The 18151-nt window shown below is 59.3% G+C and carries 12 protein-coding genes; 10 read left to right on the top strand and 2 right to left on the bottom strand.

The window, feature by feature from the left end; all coding sequences use genetic code 11:
• Positions 1–522: 522 nt before the first annotated feature.
• Positions 523–2523, bottom strand: coding sequence for a molybdopterin-containing oxidoreductase family protein (locus V1283_RS29150; protein ID WP_334390054.1), 2001 nt, complete (start codon positions 2521–2523; stop codon positions 523–525).
• Between the two features lie 240 nt (positions 2524–2763).
• On the opposite strand from V1283_RS29150, the gene V1283_RS29145 reads away from it, so the two are divergent.
• From V1283_RS29145 to V1283_RS29125, 5 genes are all read left to right on the top strand, one after another.
• Positions 2764–4161 carry an MFS transporter gene (locus V1283_RS29145; protein WP_334390053.1) on the top strand — a complete coding sequence of 466 codons (1398 nt, stop codon included), beginning with the start codon at positions 2764–2766 and terminating at the stop codon, positions 4159–4161.
• 75 nt (positions 4162–4236) lie between these two features.
• Positions 4237–5661: a 6-hydroxynicotinate reductase gene (locus V1283_RS29140; RefSeq protein WP_334390052.1), complete on the top strand. Its 1425-nt coding sequence runs from the start codon at positions 4237–4239 to the stop codon at positions 5659–5661.
• A 214-nt stretch (positions 5662–5875) separates the two neighbouring features.
• On the top strand, positions 5876–6649 hold the full coding sequence (locus tag V1283_RS29135; RefSeq protein WP_334390051.1) for a ferredoxin--NADP reductase: 774 nt from the start codon (positions 5876–5878) through the stop codon (positions 6647–6649).
• A gap of 43 nt (positions 6650–6692) precedes the next feature.
• On the top strand, positions 6693–7196 hold the full coding sequence (locus tag V1283_RS29130; protein ID WP_442895891.1) for a (2Fe-2S)-binding protein: 504 nt from the start codon (positions 6693–6695) through the stop codon (positions 7194–7196).
• Positions 7197–7198: 2 nt separating this feature from the next.
• Complete coding sequence (locus V1283_RS29125) at positions 7199–10708, top strand: molybdopterin cofactor-binding domain-containing protein (protein WP_334390050.1); 3510 nt, start codon at positions 7199–7201, stop codon at positions 10706–10708.
• 88 nt (positions 10709–10796) lie between these two features.
• Here V1283_RS29125 and V1283_RS29120 read toward each other — a convergent pair whose 3' ends face one another.
• Positions 10797–11522, bottom strand: a complete 726-nt coding sequence (locus V1283_RS29120; RefSeq protein WP_334390049.1) for a GntR family transcriptional regulator — start codon at positions 11520–11522, stop codon at positions 10797–10799.
• 200 nt (positions 11523–11722) lie between these two features.
• Between V1283_RS29120 and V1283_RS29115 the strand changes: the two genes are divergently transcribed.
• The 5 genes from V1283_RS29115 (at position 11723) to V1283_RS29095 (ending at position 18059) form a co-directional block, all read left to right on the top strand.
• Positions 11723–11881 carry a hypothetical protein gene (locus tag V1283_RS29115; RefSeq protein WP_334390047.1) on the top strand — a complete coding sequence of 53 codons (159 nt, stop codon included), beginning with the start codon at positions 11723–11725 and terminating at the stop codon, positions 11879–11881.
• Between the two features lie 144 nt (positions 11882–12025).
• Positions 12026–14071: a hydantoinase/oxoprolinase family protein gene (locus V1283_RS29110; protein ID WP_334390046.1), complete on the top strand. Its 2046-nt coding sequence runs from the start codon at positions 12026–12028 to the stop codon at positions 14069–14071.
• Position 14072: 1 nt separating this feature from the next.
• The gene (locus V1283_RS29105) at positions 14073–15767 is read left to right on the top strand and encodes a hydantoinase B/oxoprolinase family protein (RefSeq protein ID WP_334390045.1); all 1695 of its coding nucleotides are present in this window, start codon (positions 14073–14075) and stop codon (positions 15765–15767) included.
• A 558-nt stretch (positions 15768–16325) separates the two neighbouring features.
• On the top strand, positions 16326–16688 hold the full coding sequence (locus V1283_RS29100) for a RidA family protein (RefSeq protein ID WP_334390044.1): 363 nt from the start codon (positions 16326–16328) through the stop codon (positions 16686–16688).
• Between the two features lie 231 nt (positions 16689–16919).
• On the top strand, positions 16920–18059 hold the full coding sequence (locus V1283_RS29095; RefSeq protein ID WP_442895890.1) for an ABC transporter substrate-binding protein: 1140 nt from the start codon (positions 16920–16922) through the stop codon (positions 18057–18059).
• Positions 18060–18151 lie beyond the last annotated feature (92 nt).

Genomic DNA, 18151 nt, shown 5'->3' with positions numbered 1-18151 from the left:
CCTGCCTTTGCCTATAGCTCTCGATCATCACGGGCGTCACATCGCTAGGATAGCAAAGCGGTGTCGCGCTGCCCGGCCGAGAATAGGCGCTCCGAGAGCCGCACGCTCTGCCGTTGCGCATGGTGTCATCCGGGCAGGCGCATGACCTACCGGTGGCATGATACTGGTCTCGACTTGCCTTGATTAGGATTGCAGCGATTGCCGCGGCCTTCAGTGCGATCTCAGGAGCAGCTTCCGCAGCTTCCTGATTGCCGCGCTTAGAGAAATCTGCGGTCTGACATGCGCCGCTCAATCCCCGCTCAAGGCGGGCGATCCAGGTCCCGTTCCCCAGTTCAGCACCGTCCGTGATCTCGACGCAGGACGGCAGTCTGGTCGTATGTCGGAGAACGCATTCGAACCCATCACTACGGACTTCCTAGTTGCCGGCTCTTCGGGTTCTGGCGGATTGCCGTGCCTCGAATTGCTTTTAGGATTCGCGCGTGCTGCCCGACAATCGCCTGCATCCTGAAGCTGGGGAATTCATCATGCGGTCATTTGCAAATCAACGCCGCGAGTAGCGGCGGCCAGCGCCGGTTCCAGCGGCTCAAGAAGAACGCGTGTTTCTCCGTACGCGGCCATCTCTCCGAAATTCGTCATGATGTCTTCCGTCAGAATGTTTACGCCGCCGTGGCGTTTCATCCATGTCCCGACGGCCATGATCACCATCTCCTTGCCGACGCGCGGATCGACCTGTACCTCGACCACGAGTTCTCCGACAGCGGAGCGTAGCCGCATCTGCCGGCCGTTCTCAATCCCATGGTTTGCGGCCCAGTCGGCGCCGACGCGGACAGTGGCAAGCTTGGGATGTTCGGCTTCCGTCATCTGTGACAGCAACCATTTCTTGCTAAAATTGGTAACCAGCGTGAGGGGAAACGCCGGATCCCTCCGTTGCTCGACTTCGATCTCGGAGATGAATTCGAAGTGCCCCGACCTCGTGGGAAACTTCTTGTCTGCAAACGGTATAAGAGGCGCCACCGGGCAGCGAATGGGGCCGTCCAGAAGTGCATCGACCGTCACACCCTTTGCCTCCATCGGGCTCATGACGCGCCTCAACCACTCGCGCGGCGTGCCGGCCATCTCTTCCCCGATACCCAACCGATCGGCGAGCTGCTGCACAATACAGAGATCCGACCTGGATTCTCCGACGGGATCAATGGCGGGGTTTACACCGCCGAGAATGTTGTGGCCCCACGAGACGAGTGCGTCTTCTTCCTCCAGAAACGTCGTCGTCGGAAGGAAGATATGTGCGTAGTCCGTCGTATCGGTTAGAAAACTGTCGACGACGACAACAAAATCTAGTTGCGTGAGCGCCTTGGCGACCAAATTTGAGTTAGGCGATTGGTTTACCGGATTTCCGCCGTTCACGAACATCATGCGGACGGGAGGATCGGAGGCTTCCAGCAATCCGCGGCCCAGGAGAGGCTCTGGAATCGCCCGATGAAATTCCGCCCTGTCGGATGCTTCTATCGTCTTGTCGAAAAGACGTTGGGTGTCATAACCGTGGGTCACGCCGCCGCCGGGAATGCCGATCTGACCGCAGAGCGCGGCGAGGGCATCGACGCAGCGGAAGATCTCCGCGCTGCTCTTGTACTTGTTCAATCCCCATCCGAGCTGGATGGACGCCGGCTTCGTTGTTGCGTATTCGCGCGCCAACTCCCGCAGGTCCTCGATCGACAATCCGCAACGGTCGCTGAGCGATTGGAGCGAATGGGAATCGACGAGAGTTCGGAATTTTGCGAACCCGTCGGTGTGACGTTCAATGAAGTCCTTATCCTCCAGGCCCTCTTCCAGGACGATTTTGGCCAGAGCAAGCGCAAATGAGGCGTCCGTTGCGACGCGCGGCTGGACGTGCCGATCGCAAATCGTCGCTGATTCGCTTTTAACGGGATCGACAAGGATCACCCTGCCGCCTTGCTCACTGACCGTTTTCAGTAGTGGCACCAAGTGCAGGTTCGTGGCTAGAGGATTGCGTCCCCAGAGAAGGACAAGCTTGCTGTTGACGATGTCTGAAGGATCGTGACCTAAGCGAATGCCAAAGTCGAGCTTCTGTCCGGCGCGCGCGGCTCCGCTGCACAGTGAGCCGCTTGGCGTTGTTACACCGCCCAATAGATTCCAGAAGCGGTGGTTGAGTTTCTTCGTCACTCCCCACGATCCGGTCCGCTGATAGTGCATGATCGAAAGCGAGCCCGTTTCCGCCTTGAAGCGGCGGATTCTGTCGGCCACCAGGTCCAGCGCTTCATCCCACCCGATGCGTACCCACGGCGAGTCGATGGATCCGTTTGCGCGCTTGAGCGGATGAAGCTGCCGCTCAGGACTATAGAGCCGCTTCGGAAATCTATAGGTCTTGGCGCAGAGGTAACCCTTCGTAAATTCGTGATCCGGATGTCCCTCAAGCTTCACCACGCGGCCATTGTCGACATGGGCAATGATTCCGCACCCGTCGGGACAATCCAGTGTGCACGATGTGTAGATCTTTTTGGTCATTGCCGGCCTCCCACTCGAGCTTCAGTGCCAGTTTGGCAACCATTTGTCGACAAACGAACCCTGAACGAAGATTATAGTATCCAAGATTATTAGTACTGGATGTATAAATTATAGACTTGTATGCTTAAATTTTAGCCCATAAGTTAGCTGTGCCGGCGATAGCCGGCAAAGGAAATAACGCAGAACGTTGTTTTAACTACATAATTCTGGATATGGTGTCACGGATCGGCGGTTTGGCAGGTGGCACGAACCTTGCGAAGTCGCTCATTGGTCAAAAATAGGAGTATTTCCATGGGCAGTGCTGTCTCGACCTCGGTGCGTCAACCCGAGCGCGCCGCCACCGCCGCCTTCGCGGGCACCACAATCGAATGGTACGATTTCTTCATTTACAGCACGGCTTCCGCACTGGTCTTTCCGCAGCTCTTCTTCCCCAACAGCGACCCCAACGTGTCGCTGCTGATCTCCCTTGCCACTTTCGGCGTCGGTTTCTTTGCGAGGCCGCTTGGAGGTTTCTTCTTCGGTCATCTGGGTGACCGGTTCGGCAGAAAAAAAGCGCTCATTGCGACGCTGCTGCTGATGGGATTGTCGACGTCGGCTATCGGCGTCCTGCCCACCTACGCTCAGGTCGGAATATGGGCACCCGTGATGCTCATTGTTCTTCGGATCTGCCAGGGCATCTCGGTAGGTGGAGAGTGGGGCGGGGCGGTTCTGATGGCCGGCGAACATGCGCCCGAGGGTCGTCGGACCTGGTATGCCTCGTTCGCGCAACTTGGCAGCCCCGCCGCGGTGTTGCTCTCGATGGGCATCTTCGCGATCGTTTCACGCGCGTCGGGCGACAGTTTCGCGGTCTGGGGATGGAGAATTCCGTTCCTGTTGAGCCTTGTTCTCCTCGTTGTCGGAATAGCGATTCGTCTGGGGGTCAATGAGTCGCCCGAATTCACCGCGGCGAGCGAAAGCAAGAAGCTGGCGCGCTTCCCGATCGCCGAAGCCTTCCGGCAAGCTACGTGGCCGATCCTGTTCACGATGCTGGCCTTCACCATCGGCACCGCCGGGTTCTACTTCACGAACACATTCCTGATCGCCTACACCACCCGCACCCTGGGCCTCGATCGTGCGGTAATTCTCGACTGCCTCGCCATGGTGGCGGTCGTGCAATTCCTTGGGCAGCTCGCGGCCGCTAAAATCGCGGAGCGGATCGGTGACAGCAGATTTTTGCTCGTGGCTTCGGCGCTCGCAATGCTTGCGCCCTATCCGATGTTCCTGCTGGTTCAATTAAAGACGACAACCGGCATCGTCGCCGGGGTTTCGATCGCGACACTGTGCGCCTCCGGCTTCTATGCGGTCATCGCTGGTTACGCGAGCAAGGTGTTCCCGGTGGAGGTTCGGTACAGCTCGATCTCGGCATCGTATCAGCTCGGAGGCGCCATCTTTGGCGGCTTCACACCGGTGATCGGCGTGGCTCTGTCGGCCAGTTATCCGGGCCAGTGGTTCCCGCTGGCGATCTTCTACAGCATCCTCGCTGGAGTCTCGTTCCTTGGCGTGCTGCTTCTCGCGATGGCCGGCTTCGCGACAAAGACGAAAACGGACGGCGTCGCGGTCATGATCGCGGCGCCCACCCACGAGGCAGTGGCGCAGTAACCGACGAAAGGGCGCGACGTTTGACCGCGCTGCGCCCTTCTTCGGCCCGATAACTTTCCACAGGACGATACCGTCATGAATCCCCCAGCGACCCAATTGGACGCCGCCAGCGACAAGATCAGATGCGATGCCTGTCCGGTGATGTGCTACATCAAACCAGGCGCAGCGGGCGCGTGCGACCGCTATGCGAATGTCGAAGGGGAGCTGGTCCGCGTCGACCCGCACGTAATCCTCGAAAGGACGGTTGCACAAGGCGGACATCTCGTCCCGTTCCGAAGCAGCAAAGATTGGGACGGCTCGCCGCTTCATGAGCGCAGAACTTTCGTGACCGCCATTGGTGCGGGCACGACGTATCCCGACTACAAGCCGGCACCGCTGATCGTATCCTCCGCAATCGACGGCGTCGACATGGTGACCGTCGTCACCGAGGGAATATTCAGTTACTGCGGCGTCAAGATCAAGATCGACACGGACCGTCACCTCGGCGCGGAAGCGGCAACGGTTCGCTCGCAAGGCGAGGCGGTCGGGCACGTCACGACGAGCGAATACGGCTCGCAGATGTTTTCGCTGGGCGGCGTGCACCACCTCACCGGAGGATCGAAAAAGGAGGGACGCGCGACCTGCGATGCCCTGGTGTCACTCTGCAACGGCAATCCGCTTGAACTAACGGTGGACGGCGGTGCTTCCGTTATCGTGCAATCCGGACACGCGCCCATCGTGAACGGCGTCGACGAACTGCGCATGCGCGCCGGCTGCGGCTCGGCAACGATCGGAATGTTCGCCAAGCAGTGGTTAGGCCAAATCGACGAAGTGGTGGCTGTCGACGACCACATTACCGGCGTGTTGTCCGAACATCAGGCCGGCAAGATGCTCGGCATTCCGGGAACGGGAATTAAACTGAAGGGCCGTCGCTCGACCCCGGGCCGCTATTTTCAGGTCGCCGAGCCGGGAAGCGGGTGGGGCGGCACCGATATCGCCGACCCGCTTACGATTCTCGGCCCTTTCGATACGAAGCAGGCCTGGCCGGGTCTGCGATTGCTCATGGTAAGCACAACGGGCGAGCAATGGGCCTACTATGAACTCGACCAGGGCCTGCGTCCTATCGAGAAGGCGTTGCCGGTCCATCTAACACCGTCGATCGAACGCATCAGCGAAAACTGCGAGCCGGGAATGTGCACGGTGTTATTCATGGGCGGGGCCGGAGGCTCGCTGCGGTCCGGCGTCACCGAAAATCCCGTGCAACTGACGAACTCAGTGAAGGAAGCGATTACGTCAGTCACGTGCGGCGGCGCGCCTGTATTTGTCTGGCCCGGCGGCGGCATCACGTTCATGGTCGATGTTTCTCAACTTCCCAAGAACGCATTCGGCTACGTGCCGACGCCGGCGGTCGTTGCACCTATCGAATTCACGATGCGGCGTGATGACTATGCAAGGCTAGGAGGGCATGTCGATCACATCCAGCCGCTGTCTTCGCTGAAGGCGATGAAGACATGGCAATGATTCGGGCAAAGCTCAACGCGCGAAAACTGTCGCGGTCAACTCTCCAGATAGGCATCGATCAAAGATCAGCATGATGATCCGATCGATCTGATCACGGAATAGGCCCCCTCGTCGAACACAGACGTCTCCTGGCCCCAAACGCAAATCGCAGCAAATGCGGACGCGACCGTCAACACAGTTTCGGTCGGGCCCGCCAATGGAAAGAGAAGGAACGATGGCAAATTTCAACCAGGAAAGTGTCCTGAACGTCCATCACTGGACGGACAACCTGTTCAGCTTCACGACCACCCGCGATCCGTCGTTCCGCTTCCGCAACGGCGAGTTCGTGATGATAGGACTTGAAATCGGCGACAGGCCGCTGATGCGCGCCTATAGCGTCGCGAGCGCGAATTACGAGCCCAACCTCGAGTTCTTCTCCATCAAGGTGCCGGACGGGCCCCTCACGTCGCGGCTTCAGCATCTGAAGGAGGGCGACCAGATCATCGTCGGGCGCAAATCGACGGGGACACTCGTCATCGACAACCTGACAAACGGCCGAAATCTTTATCTGATCGGAACGGGTACGGGCCTCGCGCCGTTCCTGAGTGTGATCAAGGATCCGGCAACCTACGGCCGCTTCGAGAAGATCGTTCTGCTCCACGGATGCCGCCGTGTCGTGGAACTCGCATATGGCGAGATGATCACGGAGAAGCTGCCGCAGGATGAATTGATCGGCGAGTTGATTAGAGAGCAACTGATCTACTATCCGACTGTGACGCGCGATCCCTTCCGCAACCGTGGACGCATCACCAGTCTCATTACTTCAGGCAATCTCTTCTCCGACATTTCGCTGCCGAATCTGGACGCGGCAAAGGACAGGATGATGATCTGCGGTAGCCCGGCCTTGCTCGCCGACACGAAATCCATCCTCATCGAAAAAGGATTCGAGGAAGGCAATCACGGGCAAGCCGCGGATTTTGTCGTCGAGAAGGCTTTCGCGGAGCGATGATCTCATGACGAGTTCGTCCGGCCTGAAGACCGGCCACTCCACGATGCCGAACAAGCCGTCGGAAGCGAAATCTAATCAGACCATGCTCCTGCAGGTTAACGGAAGCACGTGCGAGATCGTAGCTGCCCGTACTACGCCGTTGCTGTATGTGCTGCGCAACGATCTGAAGCTGAACGGCCCCAAATTCGGATGCGGCCTCGGAGAATGCGGCGCATGCACAGTCATCCTGGACGGACTGCCTGCGCGATCGTGTGTCATTCCCGTCGGCGGCTGCGTCGACCGAAGCATCCTCACACTTGAGGGTTTAGGCTCGCGGTATGATCTAGATCCGATCCAAAGCGCTTTCATTGCGGAAGAAGCGGCGCAATGCGGCTATTGCCTCAACGGGATGATCATGACGACAAAAGCCTTGTTGGCGCGAAACGCCCGCCCGTCCGAACAAGAAGCTGCCGAGGCGCTGAAATACAATCTTTGCCGATGCGGCGCCCATGTCGAAATTCTGCGGGCGGTGATGAGGGCAGCCTCCGAAACGGCAAGTTCGGAGTAGTCATGCCGAACATTGAAATCCCGGCGGTAACCGCCGGTACCGGTCCCGATGGAACCTTATCCGTCGTGCGGCGATCGTCTAGAGGTGCGACCGAGAACTTTCTCGTTCTAACGTCGGACGGGTCGATAACTGCCTTCAGCGGTCACGTGGATCTTGGAACGGGCATTCGTACCGCTCTCGCGCAAATCGTTGCCGAAGAGCTCGATGTGGCATTCGAACGCGTCGTCATGTCCCTCGGCGATACCGCACGAACGCCCGATCAAGGCCCGACGATCGCAAGCGAGACCATTCAGCTCGCTGCAGTGCCGATCAGAAAAGCGGCTGCCCAGGCCCGCCAATTCCTGGTTGCTCGTGCCGCGGAGCGCTTCGATGTGCATCCGGACGAACTATCCGTCGAGGACGGACTCGTCCGTTGCAGCGGAAACCGCGGCGCGAGTTATGGCGAGTTGATCGCGGGGCAAACATTCGCGATAGAGCTTACCGACAACGTCGCGGTGAAATCCTTTGAATCGTACAGAGTCGTGGGCAAACAGGCTCCGCGTGTCGACCTTGTCGCAAAGGCTACCGGCGAACTCACCTACGTCCACGACGTGCGTGTCCCCGGCATGGTCCATGGGCGCGTCGTGCGTCCGCCTTATGCCGGCGTCGATGCAGGAGATTTCGTCGGAAACAGCCTGATTTACGTCAACGAAGCATCGGTCGCGGACCTTCCCGGGATGATCGGCGTCGTGACAATCGGGGATTTCGTCGGCGTCATCGCAGAACGCGAGGAAAATGCCATCAAGGCGGGCGAGCTTCTCGAAGTCGCGTGGAAGCCGGTGCCGCCGGTTCCAGACCTGAAGGACATCGAAACCGCGTTGCGCGCCAACCCGTCAACGCCCAGGACGCTGATCGACAAGGGTGACGTGGGGGAGGCTATCTCGAAAGCCGATAAGCGGATCAAGGCCAAATATATCTGGCCTTACCAGATGCACGCATCGATCGGACCTTCGTGTTCGGTGGCGGACTACCGGGATGGCTTCCTCCGCGTTTGGTCCGGTACCCAGAATCCTCACATACTCCGCGCCGATCTTGCGTTGCTTATGCAGATGGACGAAGCGCAGATCGACATCGTGCGCATGGAGGCCGCGGGCTGCTACGGACGCAACTGTGCAGACGACGTCTCGGCCGATGCGACACTGCTATCGCGGGCAACCGGCCGTCCCGTGCGCGTCCAACTGAGCCGCGAACAGGAGCATGTCTGGGAGCCGAAGGGCACCGGGCAGTTCCTCGAGGTGGACGGTGGCCTCAACGCTGACGGCAGCGTCGCAGCTTACGATTTCACGACGCGGTATCCCTCGAACAATTCGCCGACGCTCGCGCTTCTGCTCACCAACACCATATCTTCCGCTCCCGAGGTGATCGGGATGGGAGACCGCACCGCCATCCCCCCATACGAATTCGACTCGATGCGCGTGGTCGTGCACGACATGCCACCGATCGTGCGTGCATCATGGCTCCGGGCCGTGTCGGCACTCCCGAACACGTTCGCGCATGAATCCTATATCGACGAGCTTGCCGCGGAAGTCGGCGCTGATCCGATCGAATATCGTCTGCGCTATTTGAAGGATCAACGCGGAATAGATCTCATCAAGGAGGTCGCCGCGCGGGCCGAATGGACGCCCCGAACTCCGCATCCGAATCAGCTCGGGGAAGGCGATGTCGTCTCGGGCCGGGGATTCGCATACGCCCTTCACCTCCACGGCAAGTTTCCAGGTATTGCGGCGGCCTGGTCGGCATGGATCGCCGACGTGACGGTGAACAAGACCACCGGCGACGTCAACGTGACGCGTGTGGTCATGGGCCAGGACGCCGGCCTGGTGATCAATCCTGATGGTGCGCGGCACCAGATACAAGGCAACGTCATACAGTCGACGAGCCGGGCGCTGATGGAAGAGGTGGCGTTCAATCGCGCGGGTGTCGTGAGTCGAGAGTGGGGCGCCTATCCGATCATCAAGTTTCCGGACGTCCCCAGAATCGATGTTTTGCTGATGCCGCGCCAGGACCAGCCGCCACTCGGAATCGGAGAGGCGTCTTCGATCCCGAGCGCTGCGGCGATTGCAAATGCGATCTTCGACGCAACCGGCGTGCGTTTCAGGGAGTTGCCCTTCACGCCAGACCGTATCAGGGTCGGCCTGAACGGCGCGACGTCCGGGGCACTGTCGCGAGCCAAGAAGCGCACCGGCCTTTTTGCCGGGTTGATAAGCGCGTGGGTCGCGGTGGCCGGCTTCGCTACGATGGCAATGCCTTGGAAGTCGGCGATAGCGCCGATCCCAAGACCCGATGCGACCGTTTATTCAAAGTCGACGATCAATCGCGGAAAGCAGCTTGCCGCGCTAGGCAATTGCGCGGTATGCCACACGACGGATAACGGTATCGCGAACGCTGGGGGACTCGCCATAGAGACGCCGTTCGGGACGATCTACAGCACAAACATCACGCCCGATATTGATACCGGAATCGGAGATTGGTCGTATCCCGCCTTCGAGCGGTCCATGCGCGAGGGCATCCACCGCGACGGACGGCATCTTTACCCGGCGTTTCCATACAATCATTTCGCGAAGACGTCTGATGCCGACTTGCAGGCGCTCTATGCGTATCTCATGTCCCAGTCCCCGGTCCATGCGGAAAATCGCAATTCGGAATTGGCGTTTCCATTTGGCGCGCGTCCTCTGGTTTCAGTTTGGAACGCCGCATTTCACAGCGCCGCCGTGTTTCAGGCGGATCCGTCGAAATCTGAGGCTTGGAATCGCGGCGCTTATCTTGTGGAAGGGCTTGGCCACTGCGGCGCGTGTCATACTCCGCGCAATCTCTTTGGCGCGGAGAGGGGAGGGGCGCCGGCTCATCTCGGTGGGGCGATGGTCAAGGGTTGGGAGGCTCCGGCGCTGAACTCCCTATCTCACGCGCCAATTCCCTGGACCGAGGAAGAGCTGTTCGCCCATCTGCGGACCGGTACGTCCCGCTTTCACGGCGTAGCCGCCGGACCCATGGCGCCCGTCGTCAAGGAGCTCGCGGTCCTCCCCGACAGCGACATCAAGGCAATGGCCAGCTATATCGCCTCTTTCAATGCCGACAGACATGATCCGGTGGGGCAGGAAACATTGGCCAAGCAGATCGAAACGGCGGCAGGCGCCAGATTCATCACGGCGTCGTCGATCGGCGAGAAAATCCATGAAGGCGCCTGTGCAGTCTGCCATCAGGCAAGCGCGCCGGGGCTGTTCGGTACGAGGCCATCGCTCGCCCTCAACAGCAATCTCCACAGCCAGAGGCCTGACAATCTGATCCAGGTGATCCTTCACGGGATTAGCTCGCCCGTCTCAAGCGACCTCGGCTACATGCCCGCCTTCAAGAACAGTCTGGACGACGAGCAGGTTGTCGAACTCGTTTCCTATCTGCGGCAAAAATTTGCGCCCGAGAAACAAGCCTGGATCGGTGTCCCCGAAACCATTCGGCGGATCCGAATGAGCCGGTAAGCCGCTTGCAGCGATTGGAGGAGCCGGCGAAGGCCATCGCAAAGTGTCGCTGCAGGCCGGGGCGTGCACCTGCCCACGGAGCATTATCTTAACTGTCGGCCATTTGGTTCGAAAATGATGCGATAACGAATTCGCCGGATTCCATGACGTGATCCACCATGGCCCTGCGCGCACGCGCCGGCTCGCGGTCCTCAAGCGCTTTGAGGATTCGTTCATGCTGGACGATGTTCTGCTCAATTCGGAAGCTATTCATGCCGAAGGCCGAAGACAGCATGACGCTCCTCGCATATCCCGATGTCACATCCAGAATGGTGCGGGCGAGATATCGATTGTTCGACGCATCATTGATGGTCTTGTGAAACTTCGCGTTCATGTCGATCCAGCGCTGCGCGGCCTGCTCGAACCACTTCGGATCGGCGCGCGACGTGGAATCCCGATCGCCGCGAAGCTCCTTCACAGCTTGCACGAACTCGTCATGGGAAATTCTGAGATCCACCAATTGCTGATCAGTGATCCAGCGCGCCGCAAGCTGCGCGGCCAGGCCCTCAAGTTCGGCTCTTACCTGGTACATTTCGGATATTTCACGGCTGGAAGGCGCGCGGACCACCGCGCTGCGGCGCTGGGCCTGACTGACGATCCCCTTGGCCTCCAGCCGCGAGAGTGCCTCCCTGATTGGAGTACGGCTTACGTCAAATTGCTGGGCCAGCACTTCCTGCTTCAAGCGTGTTCCCGGTGGGTATTCGCCGGCGACGATCTTGGCCTGGATCCGGTTGGCCAGATCCTCGATAAGCTTCGGAGAAGCTGCTGCTTTCAAGGGAGTTCCGCCTTTCTTCTATGTGACATCCGGTAAGGCCGACTCGGCGGCAAAGCAAGCCGGGGAGCGGACATCCGTGACTAAAATGTTAGCTGTTCTTGATGAACCGAATACCACCAAGCGAACAATCGCGCTTGACTAGCATATTTTTGGATACAATGATATAAATTATGGATGTAAAATTCCACCGGGAGAAGACCATGACCACCGATAATCCCACAGATTTCGCGCCAGAGTACTGGCACGTAAACGACATGGAATGGGTAGTGGGCCGGCCGCAAGATCATCTTCCTCAAGTATCCCGGTCCGAGGACGTGCGCGACGCCGATCTACGCCGGCCGCATGAACCTCAAAGCTGAGCAAGTAAAGCGAGCCTCCTGACCTCGATCACTAAGCGTACGGAACCGGCGCCGAGTTTGCCCTGATCGGGCATCTATCGCCGCGATCCGGGCACAGGAAATGCATCGAATTATTCACTGAGATATCATTGGAGATAGTTGGAAATGGGTGCGGTCATTGTCGGCTGTGATGTCGGCGGCACGTTTACGGATCTAATTCTGCATGACCCCTCCAACGGAGGGCTGCAGTTGGCAAAGGTGCCGACCACGACCGCCAACCAGGCTCATGGCGTGATCGCTGCGCTCGAAAAGACCGGAATGAGTGCGCATGGGGTCGACCTTTTCATTCACGGCACGACCGCGACGACGAACGCCGTGCTTGAGCGCAAGCTCGCGAAATGCGGACTGATCACGACCAGAGGCTTCCGAGACGTCCTCGAACTCGGCCGACGAACACGGCCGAACCCCTACGGTTTGATCGGAACGTTCGAGCCCATTATTCCCCGCGACCTCCGTTTCGAAGTCACGGAGCGCATGGATGCTTCGGGCTCAGTCGTAGATCCGCTTTCCGAGGACGAGGTCCGCGAAGTCGTGAAGAAGCTGCTTGCGCTGGGCGCCGAGTCCGTCGTTATCCATTTTCTGCATTCCTACGCCAATCCCGATCACGAATTGCGAGCCGCGGAGATCGTGAGATCGCTGTGGCCCAACGAGTACGTTACGGCAGGCCACCAAATCATCGGGGAATGTCGAGAGTACGAGCGCGGCGTGACCGCTGCCGTCAACGGTTCGGTCCAGCCGATCCTGCATCGTTATTTGAACAAGCTCGAAGCTGAACTCAAGGACCGCGGGCTGAAACGCCAGCTTCTCGTCATGCAGGGAAACGGCGGTACGGCATCGTCCTCGATCGTGACCCACACCGCCGTCCAGACCGTCATGTCGGGCCCCGCCTCAGGCGTGATCGCAGCTGCCAGTACAGCTACGGCTGCCGGATTTCCTAACGTCGTTACCTATGACATGGGCGGCACGTCGACAGACGTCGCTCTGATTCAGGACGGGGTGCCGCTGGTCTCCTCCGAACTGGAAATCGAATATGCGATGCCCATCCACGTACCAATGGTGGACGTTCACACCGTTGGTGCCGGAGGAGGTTCGATCGCGCACGTCGACGAAGCCGGCCTGCTTAAGATCGGGCCGAAGAGCGCCGGAGCCATTCCCGGCCCGATCTGCTTTGGCAGGGGCGGGACCGAACCTACAATCACAGACGCCAATCTGGTCCTGGGCCGGCTAAACCCCGCGCGGCTGCTGGGCGTGCAGAACTTGACAACGATGACCGTTGTGGAAGAGGCCTTGATGACCCAAGTGGGAGCTGCGCTGAAACTTAGCGCGGAACAGGCCGCAGCTGCTGTCATCCGGGTGGCCAACGACAAGATGGCCGGCGCCATCCGGCTTGTCTCGCTGTCGCGTGGGCATGATCCTCGGGATTTCATCCTTCTGGCATTCGGCGGTGCAGGACCGCTCCATGCGGCCGCGTTGGCGCGCGAGCTTGGCATTCCCAAAGTTCTTATTCCGGCCCGTCCTGGTCTGACGAACGCTTTGGGTTGTCTCGTTGCGGACTTGCGGCATGACTTTGTGCGGACAATCAACAAGCCGCTTTCCATGGTCAACGAGGTGGACGTCCTCTCCGTGCTCGACGCGCATATCGAAGAGGGAAACAAAATTCTTCAGCACGAAAATATCGAAATTGAAAACGTGCAGGTCTTTCACACAGCTGACATGCAGTTCCAGGGTCAGACGCATATCCTGAACGTCGCGTTGTCAGGACGCGGAGTAAAGATTGCCGACCTCGACAAGGCGTTTGCCGAAGCCTACTGGAACCGCTTCAGGGTTGCGCTTCCCGAAATCAAACCCGTGCTCGCCAATCTGCATACCGCTGTGATCGGAAAGAGAAGGCCTTTCCCAGTCGACGCATTGACATCCAGCACCGCCGCCAAGAATCTCGACGACGCAAAGATAGATATGAGACGCGTCTGGTTCGAAGACGGATGGCTGTCGACACCGATCTTCGATCGAGACCGCTTGCCGCTGAATAGCGAATTTCTGGGTCCCGCGATTCTGGAGCAATTGGATGCAACGACCGTGATTCATCCCGGTGACCGGGCGCAGGTGGACCTATTGGGTAATGTGATCATCCATGTTGGGAAGGGACAATAACGTGACGACGATCGATCCGGTAACGCTAGCGGTCATTCAGAACGGATTGCAGCAGGTCTGCAACGAGATGGACACTACCTTCGTCCGCGCGGCGTTCAGTCCGGTGATCGCAGAAGGCCTCGATCGCTCCGACGGCATCTATCATCGCTCAACCGGGGAGCTCATCGCGCAGGGTGAGTTGGGGCTCCCGATCTTCGTGGGGACGATGCAGTTCTCGACGCGCGCGGTGATCGACCGCGCCAAGAACCTCGAGGAAGGCGACATCTTCATTCTGAACGATCCCTATCTCGGCGGCACGCACCTGATGGACGTGAAATTCGTCAAGCCATTCTTCTACAGGGGGCATCTTTTCGCCTGGCTTTCGAACACTGGCCACTGGCCGGATACCGGCGGCATGGTGCCCGGAGGCTTTTCAGCTAAGGCGACCGAAGTCGAACAAGAAGGACTTCGAATTCCTCCGGTGAAGCTCTACAAACGTGGCGTGATCGACGAGGAAATACTGTCGATCATCCTCTCAAACATCCGAATAGCTGATCAGCGGATCGGCGATATCAGGGCGCAAGCAGCCGCGCTTGAGATCGGAGAGCGCCGCTTGACCGCGCTGCTCGATCGTTATGGCGCTGACACTGTCGAGCTCGCGATCGAACTTCTCAAGCAGGGCGCCTGCCAGCAGATGAAGGCCAAGATCACTGCGATACCGGATGGCGACTACCGCAGCATTACGATCGTCGATTCCGACGGCGTCGTCGATGAGCCGCTCGAGATTAACCTTTTGATCCGCAAGCGAGGCGAGAGTCTCGAGTTCGACCTTTCGAAATCAAGCCCGCCTTGCCGCGGACCTATGAACAGCGTGATCGCGACCACCAAGTCCGCAATCTACCTCGCGATCAAGCATATCTTCCCGGAGGTTCCAATCAACGCCGGGACGTTCGAACCACTCCACGTGCCCGTGCCGACCGGTACATTCCTCGATGCACAATATCCGCGTCCCGTGTCCGGATGTGCCGCCGAAGTCAGCCAGCGCATCGCGGAAGCCGTTTTTCTGGCCCTCGCCGAAGCGCTACCGGAACGACTGTTCGCAGCGCCCGCCGGCACGAGCGGAAACCTGGCGATAGGGGGCACGGACCCCGAGACCGGCAGCAACTTCGTTATGTACATCGTGACTGGCGGCGGATACGGCGGATCGATCGAGTTCGACGGCATCTCGAACGGATGTTCGACAATTGGCATTGCGAAGACGCCGCCTATCGAGATCCTGGAGCAGCGTTTCCCCGTTCTGTTCAAGGAATTTGCGATAGCCGAAGAGTCTGCCGGCGCGGGAACGCATCGCGGAGGATTCGGTGTTCGCTATTCCATTGCGCTGCGGCGCGGCGAAGCTCGCGCCTCCTTCGTGATGGATCATGGCAGGGTGGGGCCGCCTGGCGTCCTCGGCGGCGAGGCCGGCCAGCCGAACCGCATTGTGATTCAACAAGGCGGCAGGACGTTCGTGCCCCTGCACTTGTCGAAGGACCAGGACATTCAGCTTCGCGCCGGTGATATCATCAACGTGCAGACGCCCGGCGGCGGAGGCTATGGAAATCCGGCGGATCGACCTGCCAAGCTAACGGCGAAGGATGCGAAGCATGGCTACCGGGCCTTTCCATCGACTTCGGGAGCCGCAGATCGTTCTGTCGCCAAGCTGAAGGCAGCTGAATAACTTCCAGACGGCTATCAGAAAAGTGGTTTCGGCTAACGGCCACTTCAATGAAAGCGTACCTATCCGTGGATAAGGACGCGCCAGTCACACGCGCGTCGCGAAAGCTGGACCGCATCATTGCCCGCCCCAATCATTGAGGTTTGTACCTAGCCAATCGAAATCGCGGGCAGGGCGGCAGACCCATTCCTGCCCGGATACCGCTCGGCCGAACCGCGTCTCCCTCGGAGATTGCTGCTCTGGTGCTTTGGCTGGTTGAAGGTGAGGGGAGAGATTGGCCAGCACCTCAACTTAGACTTTCGGGCTTTTAGGGACAGCCCTCGCTATTGATCGCAAAGGTGTCCGACCGCTGTGTGGGATACACGTGGCTATTATTGGATACAGTTGCTATAATTTTGGACTCGTATTTTCAGGACCCGTATCCTTTAGTGGAACTCCGGCCGATGCCAGAAACGGAAACAACATGGTTGCCAGCAATTTCGGAGCCCGTCTCGCTGCACGGGGCCTCACCCTTCCTCCAGCGGTTGTGCCGATAGCGAATTCTAATACTGGGCCGGTGAGATGATGGTCCTCGCTGGTTTCGGCCATTGGAAGTCGGATGGCACCTGCATCCGGGGTCACGTGGGAAAAGGGCTCACCGTGGAGGAGCGTTATGCAGCAGCTCGGCTCAGCGGGCTTAGTTTATTAGCAACTTTCCGCCCCGACTTCGGAACGCTCGACGGCGTAGAGCGCATTGTGCCCGGATTCATGGCGTCGCCGCCGGCCTCCGCCGGCCATTCGAGCGTCGTCGAGCGCTGCACAGATCTTTTTGTCGACTTGTTCGGTGACGAGGGGCGGTCCGCGCGATCGGCGTCGCGTGGTTTCGCGGTCGAGATCGAGGCCGCGGCCTGGGCGCGCCTGCCTCACACACCGCAGCCATCTTAGTCCTCACGGTCGGGGATAAGGGGACTTTTCAGCTGTCAGAACCAAAATCGGAAACGTCCGCAAACTAGAATCAAGCAGAGGGGACTTCAGATGTTAGAACTCAAATGTACCAAGCCGGACGTCGCCAAATCTGGCGCGGCGATCTCGCGACCGAGCAAGTCTCTTCGACGAAACTACTGGGCGTTCGCGCTTGGTACGGTGCTTACCGTTTTGTGTGCGCCCACCGCTGCGATGGCCCAGACGCCGATCAAGGTTGGGGACATCAACAGCTACAGCAACCAGGCGCCGTTTACGGAGCCCTATCGCCGGGGTGCCGAGCTCGCCATCGAAGAAATCAACGCCGCCGGCGGCATCAACGGGCGGCCGCTTCAGGCTATTTTCCGTGACGACGCCGCCAAGGCCGGTGATGCTATCCGCCAGGCCGAGGAACTGACCGCATCGGAGGGGGTCAGCGTGCTCGCCGGCGGCTTCCTCTCCAGCGTCTGCCTCGCCCTCGCGGACTTCGCCCAGCAGCGCAAAGTACCGTTCGTCTGCGGCATTGCGTCCAGCGACGCCATCGTCTGGGAGAAAGGCAACCGCTACACCTTCCAGACCGCAGCCACCACTTACATGAACACACTGGCTCTTGCGGAAATCGCGGCGAAGCTTCCTGCAAAGACATGGGCGACGGTTGCACCTAATTATGAGTATGGCACTTCGAATATAGCCCGTTTCAAGCAACACCTCCTGCGCCTGCGCCCGGACGTGAAGTTCGTGGCTGAGCAATGGCCGGCTCTCGGCAAAATCGATCCGGGACCGACCATCGACGCGCTCCTGGCCGCGCAGCCAGACGCAATCTTTAATGCGGAATTCGGCACCGATCTTGTCCGCCTGGTGCGCGAAGCTAATACACGCGGCGCGTTCAAGGGCAAAACAGTGGTGAGCACCCTCACCGGGCAGCCCGAATATCTCGACACGCTGCAGGACGAGACGCCGGAAGGCTGGATCGTCACCGGTTATCCCTGGCAGAGCATCGATACGCCCGAGCACACGGCGTTTCGTGCCGCCTACGAAAAGAAGTTCAAAGACTATCCCCGCGTGGCATCGATAAACGGTTACATGACCTACAAGGCCATCGCCGCGGCAATTAAGAAGGCCGGCAGCACGGATCCGGAAAAAATCGTTGACGCGTTCGCCGATCTCACCATTCCGACGCCATTCGGTCCAATCACTTACCGTGCGGCCGACAATAAATCAACAATCCCTGTGTTCACAGGCAAACTTGCCAAGAAGGATGGCAAGGGCGTGATGGTGGACTGGACCGTTATCGACGGCGCCAAGCTGCTGCCGCCGCCAGCGGAAGTGGCAAAGCTACGCCCGGGCAAGCCGTGACGTCACGGCAACACCTGAAGATGCACCCACCAGCACAACATCCGCGAGCGCGCCCACACGAGCGCCTAAACGGAAATCCAATAGGTAGCGAA

This window comes from Bradyrhizobium sp. AZCC 2262 (assembly GCF_036924535.1).
Taxonomy (GTDB): Bacteria; Pseudomonadota; Alphaproteobacteria; order Rhizobiales; family Xanthobacteraceae; genus Bradyrhizobium.
The sequence above is the reverse complement of the archived record's forward strand: the minus strand, read 5'-3'. Positions and strand labels throughout refer to the sequence as shown.

Bases quoted from the DNA above. Each gene is read 5' to 3' on its own strand.
- V1283_RS29150 (WP_334390054.1), bottom strand. From the start codon at position 2,523: ATGACCAAAAAGATCTACACATCGTGCACACTGGATTGTCCCGACGGG.
- V1283_RS29140 (WP_334390052.1), top strand. From the start codon at position 4,237: ATGAATCCCCCAGCGACCCAATTGGACGCCGCCAGCGACAAGATCAGA.
- V1283_RS29135 (WP_334390051.1), top strand. From the start codon at position 5,876: ATGGCAAATTTCAACCAGGAAAGTGTCCTGAACGTCCATCACTGGACG.
- V1283_RS29130 (WP_442895891.1), top strand. From the start codon at position 6,693: ATGCCGAACAAGCCGTCGGAAGCGAAATCTAATCAGACCATGCTCCTG.
- V1283_RS29125 (WP_334390050.1), top strand. From the start codon at position 7,199: ATGCCGAACATTGAAATCCCGGCGGTAACCGCCGGTACCGGTCCCGAT.
- V1283_RS29115 (WP_334390047.1), top strand. From the start codon at position 11,723: ATGACCACCGATAATCCCACAGATTTCGCGCCAGAGTACTGGCACGTA.
- V1283_RS29110 (WP_334390046.1), top strand. From the start codon at position 12,026: ATGGGTGCGGTCATTGTCGGCTGTGATGTCGGCGGCACGTTTACGGAT.
- V1283_RS29100 (WP_334390044.1), top strand. From the start codon at position 16,326: ATGATGGTCCTCGCTGGTTTCGGCCATTGGAAGTCGGATGGCACCTGC.
- V1283_RS29095 (WP_442895890.1), top strand. From the start codon at position 16,920: ATGGCCCAGACGCCGATCAAGGTTGGGGACATCAACAGCTACAGCAAC.